The sequence below is a fragment of the Brachybacterium sillae genome (assembly GCF_025028335.1).
Lineage (GTDB): Bacteria > Actinomycetota > Actinomycetes > Actinomycetales > Dermabacteraceae > Brachybacterium > Brachybacterium sillae.
On sequence record NZ_JAFEUW010000001.1, the window covers coordinates 618,564 to 632,215 of the forward strand.

Annotated in this window: 15 protein-coding genes and 1 pseudogene; 6 read left to right on the forward strand and 10 right to left on the reverse strand. The window is 71.2% G+C overall.

What is annotated here, in order from left to right:
- Nucleotides 1-13: 13 nt before the first annotated feature.
- The 6 genes from JSY14_RS02775 to JSY14_RS02800 all read right to left on the reverse strand — a co-directional run bounded on the left by JSY14_RS02775 (nt 14) and on the right by JSY14_RS02800 (nt 4,393).
- Nucleotides 14-511 carry a TadE/TadG family type IV pilus assembly protein gene (locus JSY14_RS02775; protein ID WP_259557236.1) on the reverse strand — a complete coding sequence of 166 codons (498 nt, stop codon included), beginning with the start codon at nt 509-511 and terminating at the stop codon, nt 14-16.
- A 68-nt stretch (nt 512-579) separates the two neighbouring features.
- Complete coding sequence (locus JSY14_RS02780; RefSeq protein ID WP_259557237.1) at nt 580-987, reverse strand: TadE/TadG family type IV pilus assembly protein; 408 nt, start codon at nt 985-987, stop codon at nt 580-582.
- A 41-nt stretch (nt 988-1,028) separates the two neighbouring features.
- Nucleotides 1,029-1,304 (reverse strand): hypothetical protein, encoded by a 276-nt coding sequence (locus tag JSY14_RS02785; RefSeq protein WP_259557238.1) that lies wholly within the window; start codon nt 1,302-1,304, stop codon nt 1,029-1,031.
- A gap of 58 nt (nt 1,305-1,362) precedes the next feature.
- Nucleotides 1,363-2,307: a type II secretion system F family protein gene (locus JSY14_RS02790; protein WP_259557239.1), complete on the reverse strand. Its 945-nt coding sequence runs from the start codon at nt 2,305-2,307 to the stop codon at nt 1,363-1,365.
- Nucleotides 2,304-3,176 (reverse strand): type II secretion system F family protein, encoded by an 873-nt coding sequence (locus tag JSY14_RS02795; protein WP_259559516.1) that lies wholly within the window; start codon nt 3,174-3,176, stop codon nt 2,304-2,306. Before JSY14_RS02795 ends, JSY14_RS02790 begins: the two co-directional genes overlap by 4 nt.
- Nucleotides 3,173-4,393 carry a TadA family conjugal transfer-associated ATPase gene (locus JSY14_RS02800; protein ID WP_259557240.1) on the reverse strand — a complete coding sequence of 407 codons (1,221 nt, stop codon included), beginning with the start codon at nt 4,391-4,393 and terminating at the stop codon, nt 3,173-3,175. Before JSY14_RS02800 ends, JSY14_RS02795 begins: the two co-directional genes overlap by 4 nt.
- 293 nt (nt 4,394-4,686) lie before the next feature.
- On the opposite strand from JSY14_RS02800, the gene JSY14_RS02805 reads away from it, so the two are divergent.
- Both JSY14_RS02805 and JSY14_RS02810 read left to right on the forward strand, forming a co-directional pair.
- Nucleotides 4,687-6,099, forward strand: a complete 1,413-nt coding sequence (locus tag JSY14_RS02805; RefSeq protein WP_259557241.1) for a YihY/virulence factor BrkB family protein — start codon at nt 4,687-4,689, stop codon at nt 6,097-6,099.
- Between the two features lie 2 nt (nt 6,100-6,101).
- Complete coding sequence (locus JSY14_RS02810; RefSeq protein WP_259557242.1) at nt 6,102-6,845, forward strand: SOS response-associated peptidase; 744 nt, start codon at nt 6,102-6,104, stop codon at nt 6,843-6,845.
- 223 nt (nt 6,846-7,068) lie between these two features.
- Here JSY14_RS02810 and JSY14_RS02815 read toward each other — a convergent pair.
- A protein-coding gene (locus JSY14_RS02815) for an IS5 family transposase (RefSeq protein WP_259557243.1) occupies nt 7,069-7,954 on the reverse strand; the annotation gives its coding sequence in 2 pieces (ribosomal slippage) (nt 7,069-7,605 and nt 7,607-7,954; 885 coding nt in all).
- Between the two features lie 69 nt (nt 7,955-8,023).
- Here JSY14_RS02815 and JSY14_RS02820 point away from each other — a divergent pair.
- Both JSY14_RS02820 and JSY14_RS02825 read left to right on the forward strand, forming a co-directional pair.
- A complete protein-coding gene (locus JSY14_RS02820) occupies nt 8,024-9,142 on the forward strand; it encodes a sensor histidine kinase (RefSeq protein ID WP_259557244.1) in 1,119 nt (372 codons plus the stop codon).
- A pseudogene (locus JSY14_RS02825) lies at nt 9,139-9,848 on the forward strand (response regulator). Before JSY14_RS02820 ends, JSY14_RS02825 begins: the two are co-directional and overlap by 4 nt.
- Here JSY14_RS02825 and JSY14_RS02830 read toward each other — a convergent pair.
- On the reverse strand, nt 9,815-10,333 hold the full coding sequence (locus tag JSY14_RS02830; RefSeq protein ID WP_259557245.1) for a hypothetical protein: 519 nt from the start codon (nt 10,331-10,333) through the stop codon (nt 9,815-9,817). The pseudogene JSY14_RS02825 and the gene JSY14_RS02830 sit on opposite strands and share 34 nt — an antisense overlap.
- A 350-nt stretch (nt 10,334-10,683) precedes the next feature.
- Between JSY14_RS02830 and JSY14_RS02835 the strand changes: the two genes are divergently transcribed.
- Complete coding sequence (locus JSY14_RS02835; RefSeq protein WP_259557246.1) at nt 10,684-10,932, forward strand: WhiB family transcriptional regulator; 249 nt, start codon at nt 10,684-10,686, stop codon at nt 10,930-10,932.
- Nucleotides 10,933-11,022: 90 nt separating this feature from the next.
- On the opposite strand, the gene JSY14_RS02840 is transcribed toward JSY14_RS02835, so the two are convergent.
- On the reverse strand, nt 11,023-12,513 hold the full coding sequence (locus tag JSY14_RS02840; RefSeq protein WP_259557247.1) for a sensor histidine kinase: 1,491 nt from the start codon (nt 12,511-12,513) through the stop codon (nt 11,023-11,025).
- A gap of 203 nt (nt 12,514-12,716) precedes the next feature.
- Here JSY14_RS02840 and JSY14_RS02845 point away from each other — a divergent pair, with 203 nt between their 5' ends.
- Nucleotides 12,717-13,217 carry a DUF2505 domain-containing protein gene (locus JSY14_RS02845; RefSeq protein WP_259557249.1) on the forward strand — a complete coding sequence of 167 codons (501 nt, stop codon included), beginning with the start codon at nt 12,717-12,719 and terminating at the stop codon, nt 13,215-13,217.
- Here JSY14_RS02845 and JSY14_RS02850 read toward each other — a convergent pair.
- Nucleotides 13,196-13,648: a DUF6912 family protein gene (locus JSY14_RS02850; RefSeq protein WP_259557250.1), complete on the reverse strand. Its 453-nt coding sequence runs from the start codon at nt 13,646-13,648 to the stop codon at nt 13,196-13,198. The two genes, JSY14_RS02845 and JSY14_RS02850, sit on opposite strands and share 22 nt — an antisense overlap.
- Nucleotides 13,649-13,652 lie beyond the last annotated feature (4 nt).

Here is a 13,652-nt window from a genome sequence, read left to right on the forward strand (position 1 = left end):
GCGGTCCCGTGCGTCACGGACGCGAGCACAGCGGTCCCGAGCAGCGCGGAGCTGAATGTCGTGGGCGGGGCGGCTCATGGGCGGCCCCCTCGGCGGCCCGGTGGAGATCCACCCGCGCGAGGTGGGTGGCGCTGATGCGGATCGGCCCGCCGTCACCGAGCACCGGGCCGAGTCCGGGGATCGGCACCTGCACGGCCACCTCCGCCCGCACGTCACCCCCGGGGGCGGAGCACGGCGTATCACTGCAGATGATCTCGACGGTCGCGGCCCCGGCCGGGAGGCCGTGGTCCTCGAGCACCTGGCGGGTCATCTGCTGTTCACGCAGAGTGGCGGTCTGCGCATCCGGTGCGGTGGCGTGGTGGCGGGCCGCATCTCGGGCGATGGTGTCGGCGGCGAACAGCGCCGCCTGCGCGCTGCCGAGGCTCACGACCAGGTACAGCATGGGGATGAGCAGCAGCACCGACAGTGCCACGAACTCCACGAGCATGCTGCCGCTGTCCTCGGCGAGCACCGAGGGGGTGTCTCTGATGCTCCGCGACCACCCGGCCGGGGCCGAGCTGCGTCGGGTGGGCCGCATCCTCACCACGACTCCTCGTCCGTCGCATGGCCGTCGACCCGGAGCGTACCGGCGGGGCCGATGAGCCCTATCAGCGGCACCGCCGCCTCCACCTCCACGGTGATGCGCCCCTCCGGGCTGGACCTGGCAGTGACCTCGGCGTCGTACCCGGCGCCGAGGGACTGGGAGATGAGCAGCCGGGTGCGCTGCTCTCCGTCCTCGGGGGTGTTGCCGACGAGAGCGGCGGTCCGCGCCCCATGCACCGCGGCGTCGGTCAGGGTGTTGCGGGTGTGGAGCACCAGGGCTGCCTGAATCGTTGCCAGGGCGATCAGCAGCACCACCACCGCCACCAGAGGGAACTCGACGACCGCGCTTCCGCGGTCCTCGATCAGGCGCCGGTGCAGCCCCCCGCGGGGTCGTTCGTCCCTCACCGCGCGAGCGCGATCCAGGGGGGACCGCCAGGGGCCGCTGCTCACAGCTGGCGGTTGAGGAACGGGGCCATGGCGTTCTCGAAGATCTGGACGATCTGTTCGGAGGCGACGGCCCACAGGGTGACGACGATGGCGGCGGTCATGAGGGTGATGAGCACCCAGCCCGGGACGTCTCCGCGGTCATCAGCCAATCGCCTGCACAGGGAGCTGGGCGCTGCGCCGGGGCGAGGGCGGGCGAAGCCGCCGCGGGTGATGGCGCCGGAGCGGTGGCGGCCGACGGCGATCCGACGGCGTGAGGTGAGGGTGGTGGTGGTCATGGTGTTCTCCTTCGTGGTGGTGCCCCAGGGGGCTGGTGGATGGGGTGGGGTGGTCCGGTCAGAGGGAGAGATCGAGCACGGCGATCCCGGGGAAGATGGCGAAGACGATCACCAGGGGCAGGACGAAGAACACCACCGGCAGGAGCATGAGGATCTCCCGTCGGCCCGCGATCTCCATCAGTTCCCGGCGTGAGGCCTCCCGGGCGTCCTGCGCCTGCGCGCGCAGCACATCGGCCAGCGGGGTGCCGCGCTCGATAGCCACGGCGACGCCCTCCCCGAACCTGCCGAGAGACTCCAGCGGGGTGCGACGCCCCAGACCGATGAGGGCGTCGGAGACGGTCGCACCGGCGCGGATCTCCGCCACCGTCGCGGCGAACTCCTCCGGGAGGGCACCGCTGCTGCTCCGGGCCACTCGCTCCATCGCGGCGACGGGGCTCTCCCCCGCCGCCACGGCGAGGGCGAGGAGGTCCGCCACCGTGGGGAATTCGCGGCTCATACGGGCCGCCCGCCGGTTCACGGCCCGGGTCAACAGGTGGTCCCGCAGAAGGATCCCCCCGATGGTGCCCAGCACGATCAGCAGCAGGCCCAGCAGCACGGAGGCGCCTCGCCCGGCGACGACCGCGATGGCGAGGATGGTCCCCGCCACGCCGCCGGCGAGCGCCGCCATCACCTGCTCGACGCGGAAGGATTCGACGCTGCCACGGCGACCGGCGCGGCGCAGGCGCTGCTCCACCTGCTCCGGGCCTCCGGTGAGCCGTTCCAGCACGCCCAGCAGTGCATCCGCGACGGGCCCCAGGAGGGTCCGCACCACCCGCAGGCGCCCTCGCTCCTCGGTGCCGGGGGTGAGCAGGGAGGATCCGCGGTCCCGCCGCAGATACGGTTCGATGCGCTGTTCGACAGGGGGCACCCTCCACCCGGGGACGACGCGGGCGAGCAGCAGCAGACCGACCCCGAGGGTGAGTCCGAGCGCGGCGCCGACGGCTGCCGGGGCGATGCCGCTCATCGCAGCACCCTCTCGTCCTGGGGCAGCCGCGAGATCATGCGCATCACTCGATATGCCACCAGGGACACCACCCCGCCGCCGACGATCACCGCGGCCCCGGCAGCGGTGTCATACGCCTGGGCGGCCTCCGGGCGAGTGGCCATCAGGGCCAGCACCAGCCACGGCGCCGCGAGCGCCAACCGCGAGGCGTTGACGGTCCACGACTGCCGGGCCTCGAGTTCCGCCCGGGTACGCGCGTCCTCGCGCAGAAATGCGGCGAGGGTGCGCAGCAACCGCCCGAGATCCGTCCCGCCGACATCGCGAGTCACGCGCAGGGCCTCCACCACGCGGTCGCCCACCGGGTCCGCCAGGCGGTCCTTCAATCGGTCCAGGGAGCTGCCGAAATCGCCACTGACCTGGTAGTCCCGACCGAACTCGAGAAACGGGTCCCGCAGCTCCTCCGGTCCCTTCTGACCCACCTGGACGAGAGCCTCCGGCAGCGACAATCCGGCACGGACCGCGGAGTTCATGTGGTCCACGACCTCCGGCCACACCTCCCGCAGGCTGACCCGGCGACGGCGAGCGGCCCCGCGCACCACCAGGATCGGCAGGGGCAGGCAGATCACGGCGAGCGTCACAGAGGGCACCAGTGCGCGGGAGAAGGCATGCACGCCCGCCAGGACCACCAGGGAGATCCCCGCACTCAGCCCGAGCAGGGCCATGGGAGACACCGTGGACAGGCCGACGGTGCGCAGATCGTCGGCGAGGTTCTGCAGAAGCGCCGGGACGTGTCCTTCGCGCCGCGCTCCCGGTTCGCGCTCCCAGGCCGACCACCACAGACAGAACAGACCGATGCCGAGCATCAGACCGAGCGCGGCCCCGGCCATCAGGCGGCCTTCCCCAGCAGCAGGCGCAGGTCGTGACCAGCGCGAGTGAAACGTTCGCGGTGAGGCGGGAAGCCGTCGCCCCGCACCAGCCGGTCGCCCTCCAGGTGGAACAGGTCGGCGATCTCCACCACACCCTCCTCCACGCGGCCCGGCAGGGCGGCGATCTCCCGGACCCGGCGTTGCCCGCTGGGAAGGATGTCGAGATGCACGACCAGATCGATGGCGCTCGCCACCGTGGGCACCACGAAGCGACTCGAGACGTTCTCCCCCGCCAGCAACGGCAGGGTGCACAGCTTCGTGACCGCATCCCGGGCGGAGTTCGCGTGGATCGTCGCGAGCCCCGGCAGGCCACTGTTGAGTGCGATGAGCATGTCCAGTGATTCCGCTTCGCGGACCTCCCCGACGATGATCCGGCTGGGGCGCATGCGCAGCGCCTCACGGACCAGACGGCGCAGGCTGATCTCACCGGTGCCCTCGAGGTTCGCCTGTCGGGTCTGCATGCCAACGACGTCACGCAATCGGATGTCGAGCTCGAAGACCTCTTCGATCGTCACCACCCGCTCCCGTGGCCCCATGGCCGCGGCCAGGCAGTTGAGGAAGGTGGTCTTCCCCGCGCCGGTGCTGCCGGAGACGATGACGTTGAGGCCGGATCCGACGGCCGCCGAGAGGAAGTCCGCGGCCGTGCGGTCCAGGGAGCCGAGGCGGACGAGGTCTGCGAGGTCATGCGCCGGGGCGACGAACTTCCGGATGTTCACCGCCCAGTGCTTCCGGGTCACCGACGGGATGACGACATGCAATCGACTGCCGTCGGGCAGCAGGGCATCGACGAAGGGGGAGCTGAGGTCGAGCCGCCGACCGGAGCTGACCAGCATCCGTTCCACGAGAGCGCGGATCTCGGCGGCGTCGAGAACGAGCGGGGTCAGTTCACTGCGGCCGCTGCGCGCCACGAAGATCTCTGACGGAGAGTTGATCCAGATCTCCTCGACGGAGTCGTCATCGAGGAACTCCTGCAGGGGCCCGAAGCCACCGATCTTCGCGGAGATCTCCGCGACGGCGGACTCTGGATCAGGCAGCGGCGGGACCGCGCCCTTCTCCGCTCGCTCCTCGTAGTCCGCGACCACGTCGGCGACGAGCCGGTCGACCTGCCCCGCCTGCGTGTCGAGGCCCCGACGACGGATCAGCTCCCTGGCCTCCGCCTCGATGATCTCCAGCGCCGTCACGCCGCCTCCCCTCGGGTTTCCCTCCGGTCGTCAACCGTCCGTTCTGCACGCGTCAGGTGAGACCCACCTCACGCACGGCGTCACCCTAGGCAGGCCGGGAACTGCCGCGCAGAGACCCTGTGGATCATGTGGACAAGTGCTGGAACCTTCGTCGCACCGGTGGCACGAAGGTTCCAGGGAGGCCCGCGCCCCGCCCCGCACCGTCACCGACCGTTCGCTCGCCTCCTCCCCCGTTCGTCACCCACGCGTGCGAGGATTGCCGCGCTGTTGCGCCCCACTGACCGGGAGGTCCCATGTCCCCCAGCTCCCCCTCTACCCAGGCCGGTCCGCGGTTCGACGACCGCCCGGAGAACGCCTCGGTCCCCACCGGCGGCTGGAAGTACCTGGCCAAGCGCGTCTTCGCGGAGTTCTCCCGCGACCAGGGCACCGACCAGGCGGCGAAGCTGACCTACTACATGGTGCTGTCGATCGCGCCGACGCTGCTGGCCCTGTTCTCCCTCACGTCGCTGCTGCTGGCTGACATGAAGGACCAGGTCGCCGACCTCATCAAGCAGGCGATCGCCTCCTCCGGCATCGGTGCTCAGATGGATGCTGGCAGCGCCGTCGATTCGACCGTCGACGCCCTGCTCGGCAAGACCGGCAGCGGTACGATCGCGCTGATCATCGGTATCGCCACTGCTCTGTGGTCGGCTTCCGCGTACGTGAAGGCCTTCAGCCGTGTCTCCAACCTCATCCACGAGGTGCCCGAGGGCCGCGGCATGCTGCGCAATCTCGCCACCATGCTCGGCGTCACCGCCGTGATCATCCTGGGCATCCTGGTGATGGTGGTGTCGATCCTGCTGAACGAGACGATCGTGCAGTCGATCCTCGTGCCGCTGGCCCGACCGCTGGGCGCCACCGAGGCGATCTCCTTCCTCCTGGACACCTTCCTTCCGATCTGGGCCTGGGTGAAGTGGCCGCTGATGCTGGCCCTGCTGATGATCATCGTGTCGCTGCTGTACTGGGCCACCCCGAACGTGCGTCGCCCGTTCCGTCTCTTCTCCCCCGGCGGCATCTTCGCGGTCATCGGCATCATCGTGGCTCTGGGCCTGCTGTCCGTCTACATGGCCACCATCGCTGGGTACTCCAGCTACGGCGCCATCGGCGGCCTGATGGCGGTGCTGTTCGCTCTGTGGATCATCAACATCGTGCTGGTGATGGGGGCGGAAGTCGACGCCGAATACGAGCGGGTGAAGGAGCTCGCGGCCGGTCGCGCCGCCGAGAAGTCCCTCACCATCGGGCTGAAGGACGACAAGGGCGCCGAGAAGAAGGAGAAGAAGTACGAGAATCTCGTGGACGAGGCCCGCGAGCTGCGGTTGCAGGGCCTGAACGAGAACCGCGAGGAGATCGCCGCGGCGAAGCAGCAGGACGAACGCGACGCGGCGGACGCCGACGTCGAGGAGTACCGCGAGACCACCGGACACCGCCCCGGGCGGGCCGACGGCGACGACCACGATCCCACCGCGGAGACGGACGACCCCTCCGCCGCACGAGCCCGCACCGAGACCCCGGCTGATCCCGGCCAGGCCCAGCGCGCCACCGCGGGGGCGACGAGCCATGCGGACCTCGCGCGGACGGCGGTGGACCGTGATGCCGCCGCGCACGGCCCGCGGGATGCCGCGCCGCGTCGCCGCGGCCTGTTCGACCGTCTCCGTCGGAAGCACTGACCATGTGCGGGCGCTTCGCCACCGTCCAGGAGATCGAGCCGCTGCTCGACGACCTGGGCGCCGTCGATCTGACCGACGGGAGCCTGCGCGCCCGCTGGAACGTGCCACCGACCGTGCCGATCCACGTCGTCACCGAGACGGTCGACGACGAGACCGGTGAGGCGCTGCGCGCCCTGCGCGTGGCCCGCTGGGGGCTCCTGCCGCCGTTCGCGAAGGACGAGTCGTTCTCGTCGCGCACCTTCAACGCGCGGCGGGAGACCCTCACACAGAAACCGAGCTTCCGGGGGTCCCTCGGTCGGCGGCGCGCGATCGTGCCGATCGCGGGTTACTACGAGTGGCAGCGCACCGCGTCCGGGTCGCGGAAACAGCCGTATTTCATCACTCCCGCCGACGGCTCCCCCCTCTACCTGGCCGGACTGGTGGCCTGGTGGAAGGGCCCGGGGCAGCATGAGAGCCCCGCGGCCAGTGAGGACGGCGCCTGGTTGCTGACGGCCACGATCATCACGCGGGCCGCGAACGGTGAGCTCGCGGAGATCCACGACCGCACTCCGGTGATGCTCCGCCGGGACGAGGTGGAGGCGTGGCTGGATCCCGGGCTGGACTCCGGAGCCGAAGCCCAGCAGTGGATCCTCGATGATGCCCACCTGCTGGACGATGCCACCCTCGAGGTGCGGCCGGTGGATCCGCGCGTCGGCCGGATCAGCGAGAACGACCCACATCTGACGGACCGCGTCGAACCCCGCTGAGACCTCTCGACAAAGACGATCCGACCCCGGGCGGCCCCGAGATCCACCGACGGCATGACGCCCCGAGGGGATCGCCGCCGCTAGGGTGCCGGCATGATCCCCACCGGCACCTCTGCGCCGACGTCCCGGACGGCACCCTCCGTGCACCGACGGCTGGATGCGCCGTTCCGGTTCATCGCCGACCATCCGGTGCTCATCGATGCCATCGTCCTAGGGCGTGTTGTCAAACTTTGCTGGTCAGCCAGTGGAGGGTCGCGGCGAGCGAGATGGCCGCGGCGTAGCTGCGGGCGGTCTTGCAGGTGCGCATCGCGATGCCGCGCCATTGCTTGAGCTTGGCGAAGCACCGCTCGATCACGTTGCGTCCACGGTAGACCTCGGGGTCGAAAGCGGGCGGGCGTCCGCCGGCTGAGCCGCGTCGGCGCCGGTGCGCGGCCTGGTCTTGCCGGTCGGGGATGGTGGCCTTGATGCCGCGCTCGGCGAGCCAGGCCCGGTTCGCGCGGGAGGGATACCCCTTGTCCGCGAGGACCCTATCCGGGCGGGTGCGGGGCCGGCCAGGGCCTGGCCTGGGGACCCGGATCTGGTCCAGGACCTCGGGGAGCAGGCTCGTGTCGGCGGCCTGGCCGCCGGTGAGGACGAAGGCGAGCAGGCGGCCCTTCCCGTCCGAGACGGCGTGGATCTTGCAGGTCAGGCCGCCTCGGGAGCGGCCGATCGCGTGGTCGCCCGGCTCAGGCCCGAGATTCTTGTAGTTCGATGGGCCCCCCTGTGTGGCGGGGAAGGGTCGCGGCGTGCTGGTGGGCGCGCACGATCGTCGAGTCGATCGAGCACACCCAGTCCAGCTCGCCCTGCGCGTCGGCGGCCTGCTGGGCGCGCTCGAGCGCGCACGCACACACGCCGGTCTTGGCCCACCGGTCGAAGTGGCGGTAGATCGTGTTCCAGTTCCCGAACCGTTCCGGCACGTCCCGCCACGGCGACCCGGTCCGGAACTTCCACGCGACCGCTTCCGCGACCAGCCGCCGATCCATCGGCGGCCGACCCGTCGCCTTCGGCGCGGGGAAGCACGGCCCGATCAGCGCCCACACCTCGTCCGTGATCACATCTCGATCGCTCATACCGAAAGGGTGCCCCGCCGATGGCGGGACACCCTTTCACAACACACCCTAGGGGGATCCGCACTCCTGTTGCTGACCGCCTCCATGCTCATCGCTGGGATGCCCGGGTGGGTCCTCGTCACGGTGCTGATGCTCCTGGCCGGGATCGGCCTGCGCTGGCGCACCGGGTGGGCGACTCTCGTGATCGGAGCGCTGGCAGTCGGCCACGTCCTGGCGGCGCTGCCCCTGGTCCCCGGGGACGTGATGGTGTTCTACGCGCTGTACTGCGCCACTGCCTTCGGCAGTGAACGCACCGCGACCCTCTCCCTCCTCGCCGCGGCGCTCGGTGCGGGCCTTCAGGCCGCGGTGTGGGTCTCGATGGATCCTGCGTTCGGGTGGCTCGGACGCGCCGCCGGATGGGTGGCCCTGACCGTCGTGGGTCTGATCCTGGTCGGCGGGGTGTGGGCCGTCGGGCGCTTCCATCGAGTGCGCGCCGAGCAGATCCGCCTCACTCGCCTCGCGGCCGACCAGGCGATCCGCGAACGGGAGCAGCGCACCGCCCTCGCCGTGGCGCAGGAACGCACCCGCATCACCCGGGAGATGCACGACATCGTGGCCCATTCGCTGTCGGTGATCATCGCGCAGGCCGACGGCGGCCGGTACGTCGCCGAGCACTCCCCGGAGACTGCGGTCCAGGCCCTCGGCACCATCGGCGAGACCGGACGGTCGGCCCTGGCCGACATGCGCCGCCTGCTCAGCGTGCTGCGTCAGGATCCCACCAGCGCCGTGGCACCCCAGCCGGATCTGACGGGCCTGGACGACCTCGCCGCCCGGGTCAGCGGTGCCGGGGTCCCCGTCAGCGTCCACGTCGAGGGTCCGGTGGCGGATCTCCCGCCGGCCCTCTCTCTGGCCGCCTACCGCATCGTGCAGGAGTCCCTCACGAACGTGGTCAAGCACGCCGGTGCCGGCGCGGAGGCTCGCGTGACCGTCACCCGCACTCTCGACAGCCTGCAGCTGGAGACGGTCGACTCCGGGGGCGACCCCGGGACGCTCCCGGCGATCGGCGGCAGTGGGCAGGGCATCGCCGGAATGCGCGAACGGGCAGCCCTGTTCGGCGGCACCCTCGAAGCGGTACCGCTGCTCGCCGGAGGGTACCGAGTGTTCGCCCGTCTGCCCCTCGACCCCACCGTACGGAAGGCCCCCGCATGATCCCGCCGTCTGATCAGTCCACGCAGGATTCCGATGTCACGGACCTGCGGATCGCCCTCGTCGACGACCAGGCGCTGGTGCGCGCCGGATTCGCGATGGTGATCGATTGCCAGCCCGACATGCGGGTGGTGCTGCAGGCGGACGACGGCGCCCAGGCGGTCGAGCAGCTGCGCGCCCACCACGTGGACGTCGTTCTCATGGACGTGCGGATGCCGCGGATGGACGGCATCGAGGCGACACGGCGGATCCTCGAGGGCACCACCCCGGACCGCCCCCCCGGATCCTGGTGCTCACCACGTTCGACCTCGACGACTACGTCCTGGACGCGGTGCGTGCCGGGGCCAGCGGGTTCCTTCTGAAGGACGCGCACCCCGCCGACCTTCTGGCCGCGATCCGCACGGTGCATCGAGGCGACGCGGTCATCGCGCCGTCCACCACCCGCCGCCTGTTGTCACGGATGGTGCAGGCCGAACGCGAACCCGTGCGAGACCCGGCCGTGCTGAACGTGCTGACGGACCGGGAGCGGGAGGTTCTGGTGTTGATCGCGCGGGGCCTGACGAACCAGGAGATCGGTGCCGAACTCTTCGTGGCGGAGGCGACCGTGAAGACGCACGTGGGGCGGATCCTCGAGAAACTCGATGCGCGGGACCGCGTTCACGCGGTGATCCTCGCCTACGAGACCGGATTGGTGGCGCCCGGCAGCTGAGAACCCGTCCCCCGGCCACGAGATGCCCTCGGCGGCGTCGCCCGCTCGCCGTCGTCGTCGTCCTCGTCCTCGTACGGAAGCGGGGTGGCGCGGACCAGAGCCAGGAGCGCAGTGAAGGTCACGATGGCCAGCGCCAGACCCACCGCGCCGGTGAGCAGCATCCCACTGGAGAGCATCGTGGCGCACACCAGGGCCTGGAACAGCTGCCAGGTCACCCCGTACCCCAGCCCGAAGCGCCCGCGGCGCAGCAGCGACACGACCGCGAAGGCCAGACCGAGTGCGAACACCCCCAGGAACACCGCCAGCGCGGTGAGCATCCCCTGCACCTCGGCGGGGGCCTCCGCGCGCCGGACGAGGGCGCTGGTGGCGAGCACCAGGACGAGCACGGCCTCCGTCCCGAGCAGACCAGCGGCGAGGCGTCGTCGACGGCGCTCCCGTGGGGTCAGCGGGGCGGTGTGGACGGGGACGGACTCGTGCGACGACATGGGGGCACTGTAACCACCCGGGGACTCGGTGACGCCGACGCTCCCCGGGAGCGGACGAACGCCGGAGCATCCTCCGGCCCCCGGTCGGGTCGCGGAGACCGACGCCCGGCGACCAGGGGGATAGCAAGAACTGAGGGTGTGGGAAGTCCCACCCGTCCAGCACGTTCGTACCCTTGTCGCACTGCAGGCCGACGACCACAATGGAAGGAAGCGACCCGCGGATCCCGGCCCCCGCCGGTTCCCCGGACGCCGCCGAAGTCCCCACGCGGCTCGCGCCATGCGAGCAGCCAACTCCTCGCGCGACGCCCCGAGCGGCGTGCGGGCCCCGACAGAAAGAGACGACGGACGCAATGGACTGGCGCCACCGCGCAGAGTGCCTCACGCAGGATCCCGAGCTGTTCTTCCCCATCGGGAACACCGGGCCGGCGATCACCCAGATCCAGGAGGCCAAGGCCGTCTGTCAGCGTTGCGAGGTCATGACCGCCTGCCTGAAGTTCGCACTGGAGACCGGCCAGGACTCCGGCGTCTGGGGCGGTCTGTCCGAGGACGAGCGGCGGTCGCTGAAGCGTCGCAACGCCCGCGCCCGTCGCGCCGGCTGATCACACCACGCCACCCGCGGTGACGCGTCCCGCCTGAGGACCCTGTCCGAACAGCCCGCTCGCTCGCCGAAGCGAGCGATCCGCCCCTCGTCAGAGGCTGATGGGATCCAGGTAGACGTCGATAGTCGCGCGTGTTCCCCCATCCGGCCGCGCCGCCCAGGTGAGAGTGCCGCCGAGTTCACCCTGCACCAGTGTCTGTGCGATGTTGGTGCCGAGGCCCGAGGGGGCACCTTTCATGCCCACGCCGTCGTCCTCGATATGGACGACCAGGTGGGAACCGGTCCGTTCGCTGCGCACCGTGAGAGTTCCGCCCGTCTCCGCCAGACCGTGCTCCACCGCATTGGTGGCGAGCTCGGTGATCACCAGCGCCAACGGCGTGGCCTCCTCTGCGCGCACGGTCCCCGCACGTCCAAGGCGCTCGGTGCGCACCTCCACCTGGCCCGCTCCGGGGATCGACTCCCCGCCTGCGCGATGCACCGAGGCGCTGGCCGCGTCCACCGCCAGTCTGGTGCAACGGTCGATCACCTCATCGAGATACACCGACTCCTCACTGCCCTGCAGCAACGATTCGTGCACCAGAGCGATGGTGGACACTCGACGCATCGCCTCGGTGAGGGCGTCGCGGGCCTCATCACTGGTCATCCGGCGCGCCTGCAATCTCAGCAGTGCAGCGACGGTCTGCAGGTTGTTCTTGACGCGGTGATGCACCTCGCGGATCGTCGCGTCCTTCGTCATGAGCTCGCGCTCTCGACGCCGCAGCTCGGTGACATCGCGCACCAGGATGATCGCGCCGTCCCGTACCCCGTTCGTCTGCAACGGCACCGCCCGCAGGGACAGCGTGCCTCCGCGGGCCTGCATGTCGGAACGCCAGGCCGCCCGTCCCATCAGCACCAGGGGCAGGGACTCATCCACCGGTGCCCGGGACTGCAGCACCTCGGTGCTGAGCTCCGCGAGCGTCCGTCCGGTCATGTCCCCGGAGATGCCGAACCGGTGGAAGGCGCTGAGGGCGTTGGGAGAGCACCAGGTCACGACACCCTGAGCGTCGAGCTGCACGGTGCCGTCACCGACGCGCGGTGCCCCGCGCCGCGGGGGGATCGGTGCCCCGGCGATCGGGTAGGTGCCCTCACGGACCATCCGCAGCAGCCTCTGCCCCAGCTGGTGCAGGACGCTGTCGCTCGCGGAGGGTGCACGGTCGCGTCGCGGGCTCTCGACCGAGAGTGCCGCCAGGGTCCGGCCGTCCCGGTTCACCGGCACGAGTTGCCGCAGGGCGGGGCGGGCCTCGCGATCGACCGGCTCCGGGGAGGTCCCGTCGAGCTCACCGCGCAGGACAGCCAGCAGCTGGGGGTCTCCGTCCTGCGACACGACCTCTCCCACAGGGTCCTCGTAGTGGACGGTCGCCCCGGTGGCGGGGCGAGAGTGGGCGACGGCGACCGCGCCGCCGTCGCGCGCCACCCACAGCACCAGATCTGAGCGCAGGAGATCTGAGGCGAGACTCCAATCCCCCACCAGGAGCTGCAGCCATTGGGCGCTGCGCTCATCGGATCCAGGCGTATCGGAGTGGAACTTGTCGAGGCTGGGCATGTGCCCAGGATAGAAGCGCCGCACCGGAGGGACGGCACGGGTCGGACGATGGAGGGAGTCTGCTGGCGCGTGCGGAGACCACCGAGGGGTGGGCAGTGGCACGCCCCGTGCGTCCGCAGGCCGGGCCGCTAGGGTGCCTCCGACACTGCAGAAGACGGCCGGTACGGCCCCGCCCCGGGGCCGGAGGCCGCGAGGAGGACCCCATGGAACTGCGAGAGACCCTGACGCTGCCCTGTTCACCGCAGGACGCCGCCCGCATGTACGCCGACCCGCAGTACGCGACCCATCGTGGGGCGGTGCTGAAGGCCCGTCGCTCCCAGGCCCAGGTGCAGGGGTCCCCTGAGGGCCCGCTGCAGGTGGTGACGGAACTGGAGCTGCCGGTGGAGCGTGCACCCGAGATGGCGCGACGCTTCCTGGGCTCCCGCCTTGTGGTGCGCGAAACGCAGGAATGGGAGGCCCCGGGCGCCGACGGCGGCCGCCGCGGCCGGTCACGGGTGGAGGTCGTCGGCGCCCCGGCCGTGCTGACCACCAACCTGCAGCTCAGTGGGTCCGCCGAGGGCTCGCGCATCGACATCGTGGGTGACCTGCGCGCGAAGGTGCCGCTGCTGGGCCCCAAGCTCGAGCGCGCCGCGCTGCCGTTCGTCGGTCAGGTGCTGCGGGCCGAGAAGCGGGCTGCCGGGGACTACTGGGCCTCGCGCGCGTAGTCCAGCGCAACGGATCCCTCCGCCCGGTCGAACCACAGCAGCGCCGGGTCGGTGTCGTCGGCATCCGCCGCGGCCGCGGTGAGCTCGGTGACGTGGATGCTGGCCGGCCGCAGACGGCTACCGGCCGCGATCAGCACGCCGTACGCGCCTCCCTCGGCGCCCGCCTCCTGCACCGCGGCCGAGGGGGCATCCGCCGCCAACACGACGGCCCGCTCTGCGCCGGTACCCCGCCCGATGGCCCCCTGGATCGCCACGTGGGCGGCGTCCTGCACGGCGTCATATTCGAGGTCTTCGGCGTCCTCCCCAGGTCGCTCCGCGCGGGCGGCGGGCGTCAGAGCCCAGGCAGGGGTGACCTCCGTCAGCATGATCTCCGCCGCGCCGCTGCGGACGGCCTCGTGGAGAGCCGGGGCGAGGGGCAGATACACGCGCATGTGC

Bases quoted from the DNA above. Each gene is read 5' to 3' on its own strand.
- JSY14_RS02845 (WP_259557249.1), top strand. From the start codon at position 12,717: ATGGAACTGCGAGAGACCCTGACGCTGCCCTGTTCACCGCAGGACGCC.
- JSY14_RS02835 (WP_259557246.1), top strand. From the start codon at position 10,684: ATGGACTGGCGCCACCGCGCAGAGTGCCTCACGCAGGATCCCGAGCTG.
- JSY14_RS02790 (WP_259557239.1), bottom strand. From the start codon at position 2,307: ATGAGCGGCATCGCCCCGGCAGCCGTCGGCGCCGCGCTCGGACTCACC.
- JSY14_RS02850 (WP_259557250.1), bottom strand. From the start codon at position 13,648: ATGCGCGTGTATCTGCCCCTCGCCCCGGCTCTCCACGAGGCCGTCCGC.
- JSY14_RS02810 (WP_259557242.1), top strand. From the start codon at position 6,102: ATGTGCGGGCGCTTCGCCACCGTCCAGGAGATCGAGCCGCTGCTCGAC.
- JSY14_RS02830 (WP_259557245.1), bottom strand. From the start codon at position 10,333: ATGTCGTCGCACGAGTCCGTCCCCGTCCACACCGCCCCGCTGACCCCA.
- JSY14_RS02840 (WP_259557247.1), bottom strand. From the start codon at position 12,513: ATGCCCAGCCTCGACAAGTTCCACTCCGATACGCCTGGATCCGATGAG.
- JSY14_RS02785 (WP_259557238.1), bottom strand. From the start codon at position 1,304: ATGACCACCACCACCCTCACCTCACGCCGTCGGATCGCCGTCGGCCGC.
- JSY14_RS02805 (WP_259557241.1), top strand. From the start codon at position 4,687: ATGTCCCCCAGCTCCCCCTCTACCCAGGCCGGTCCGCGGTTCGACGAC.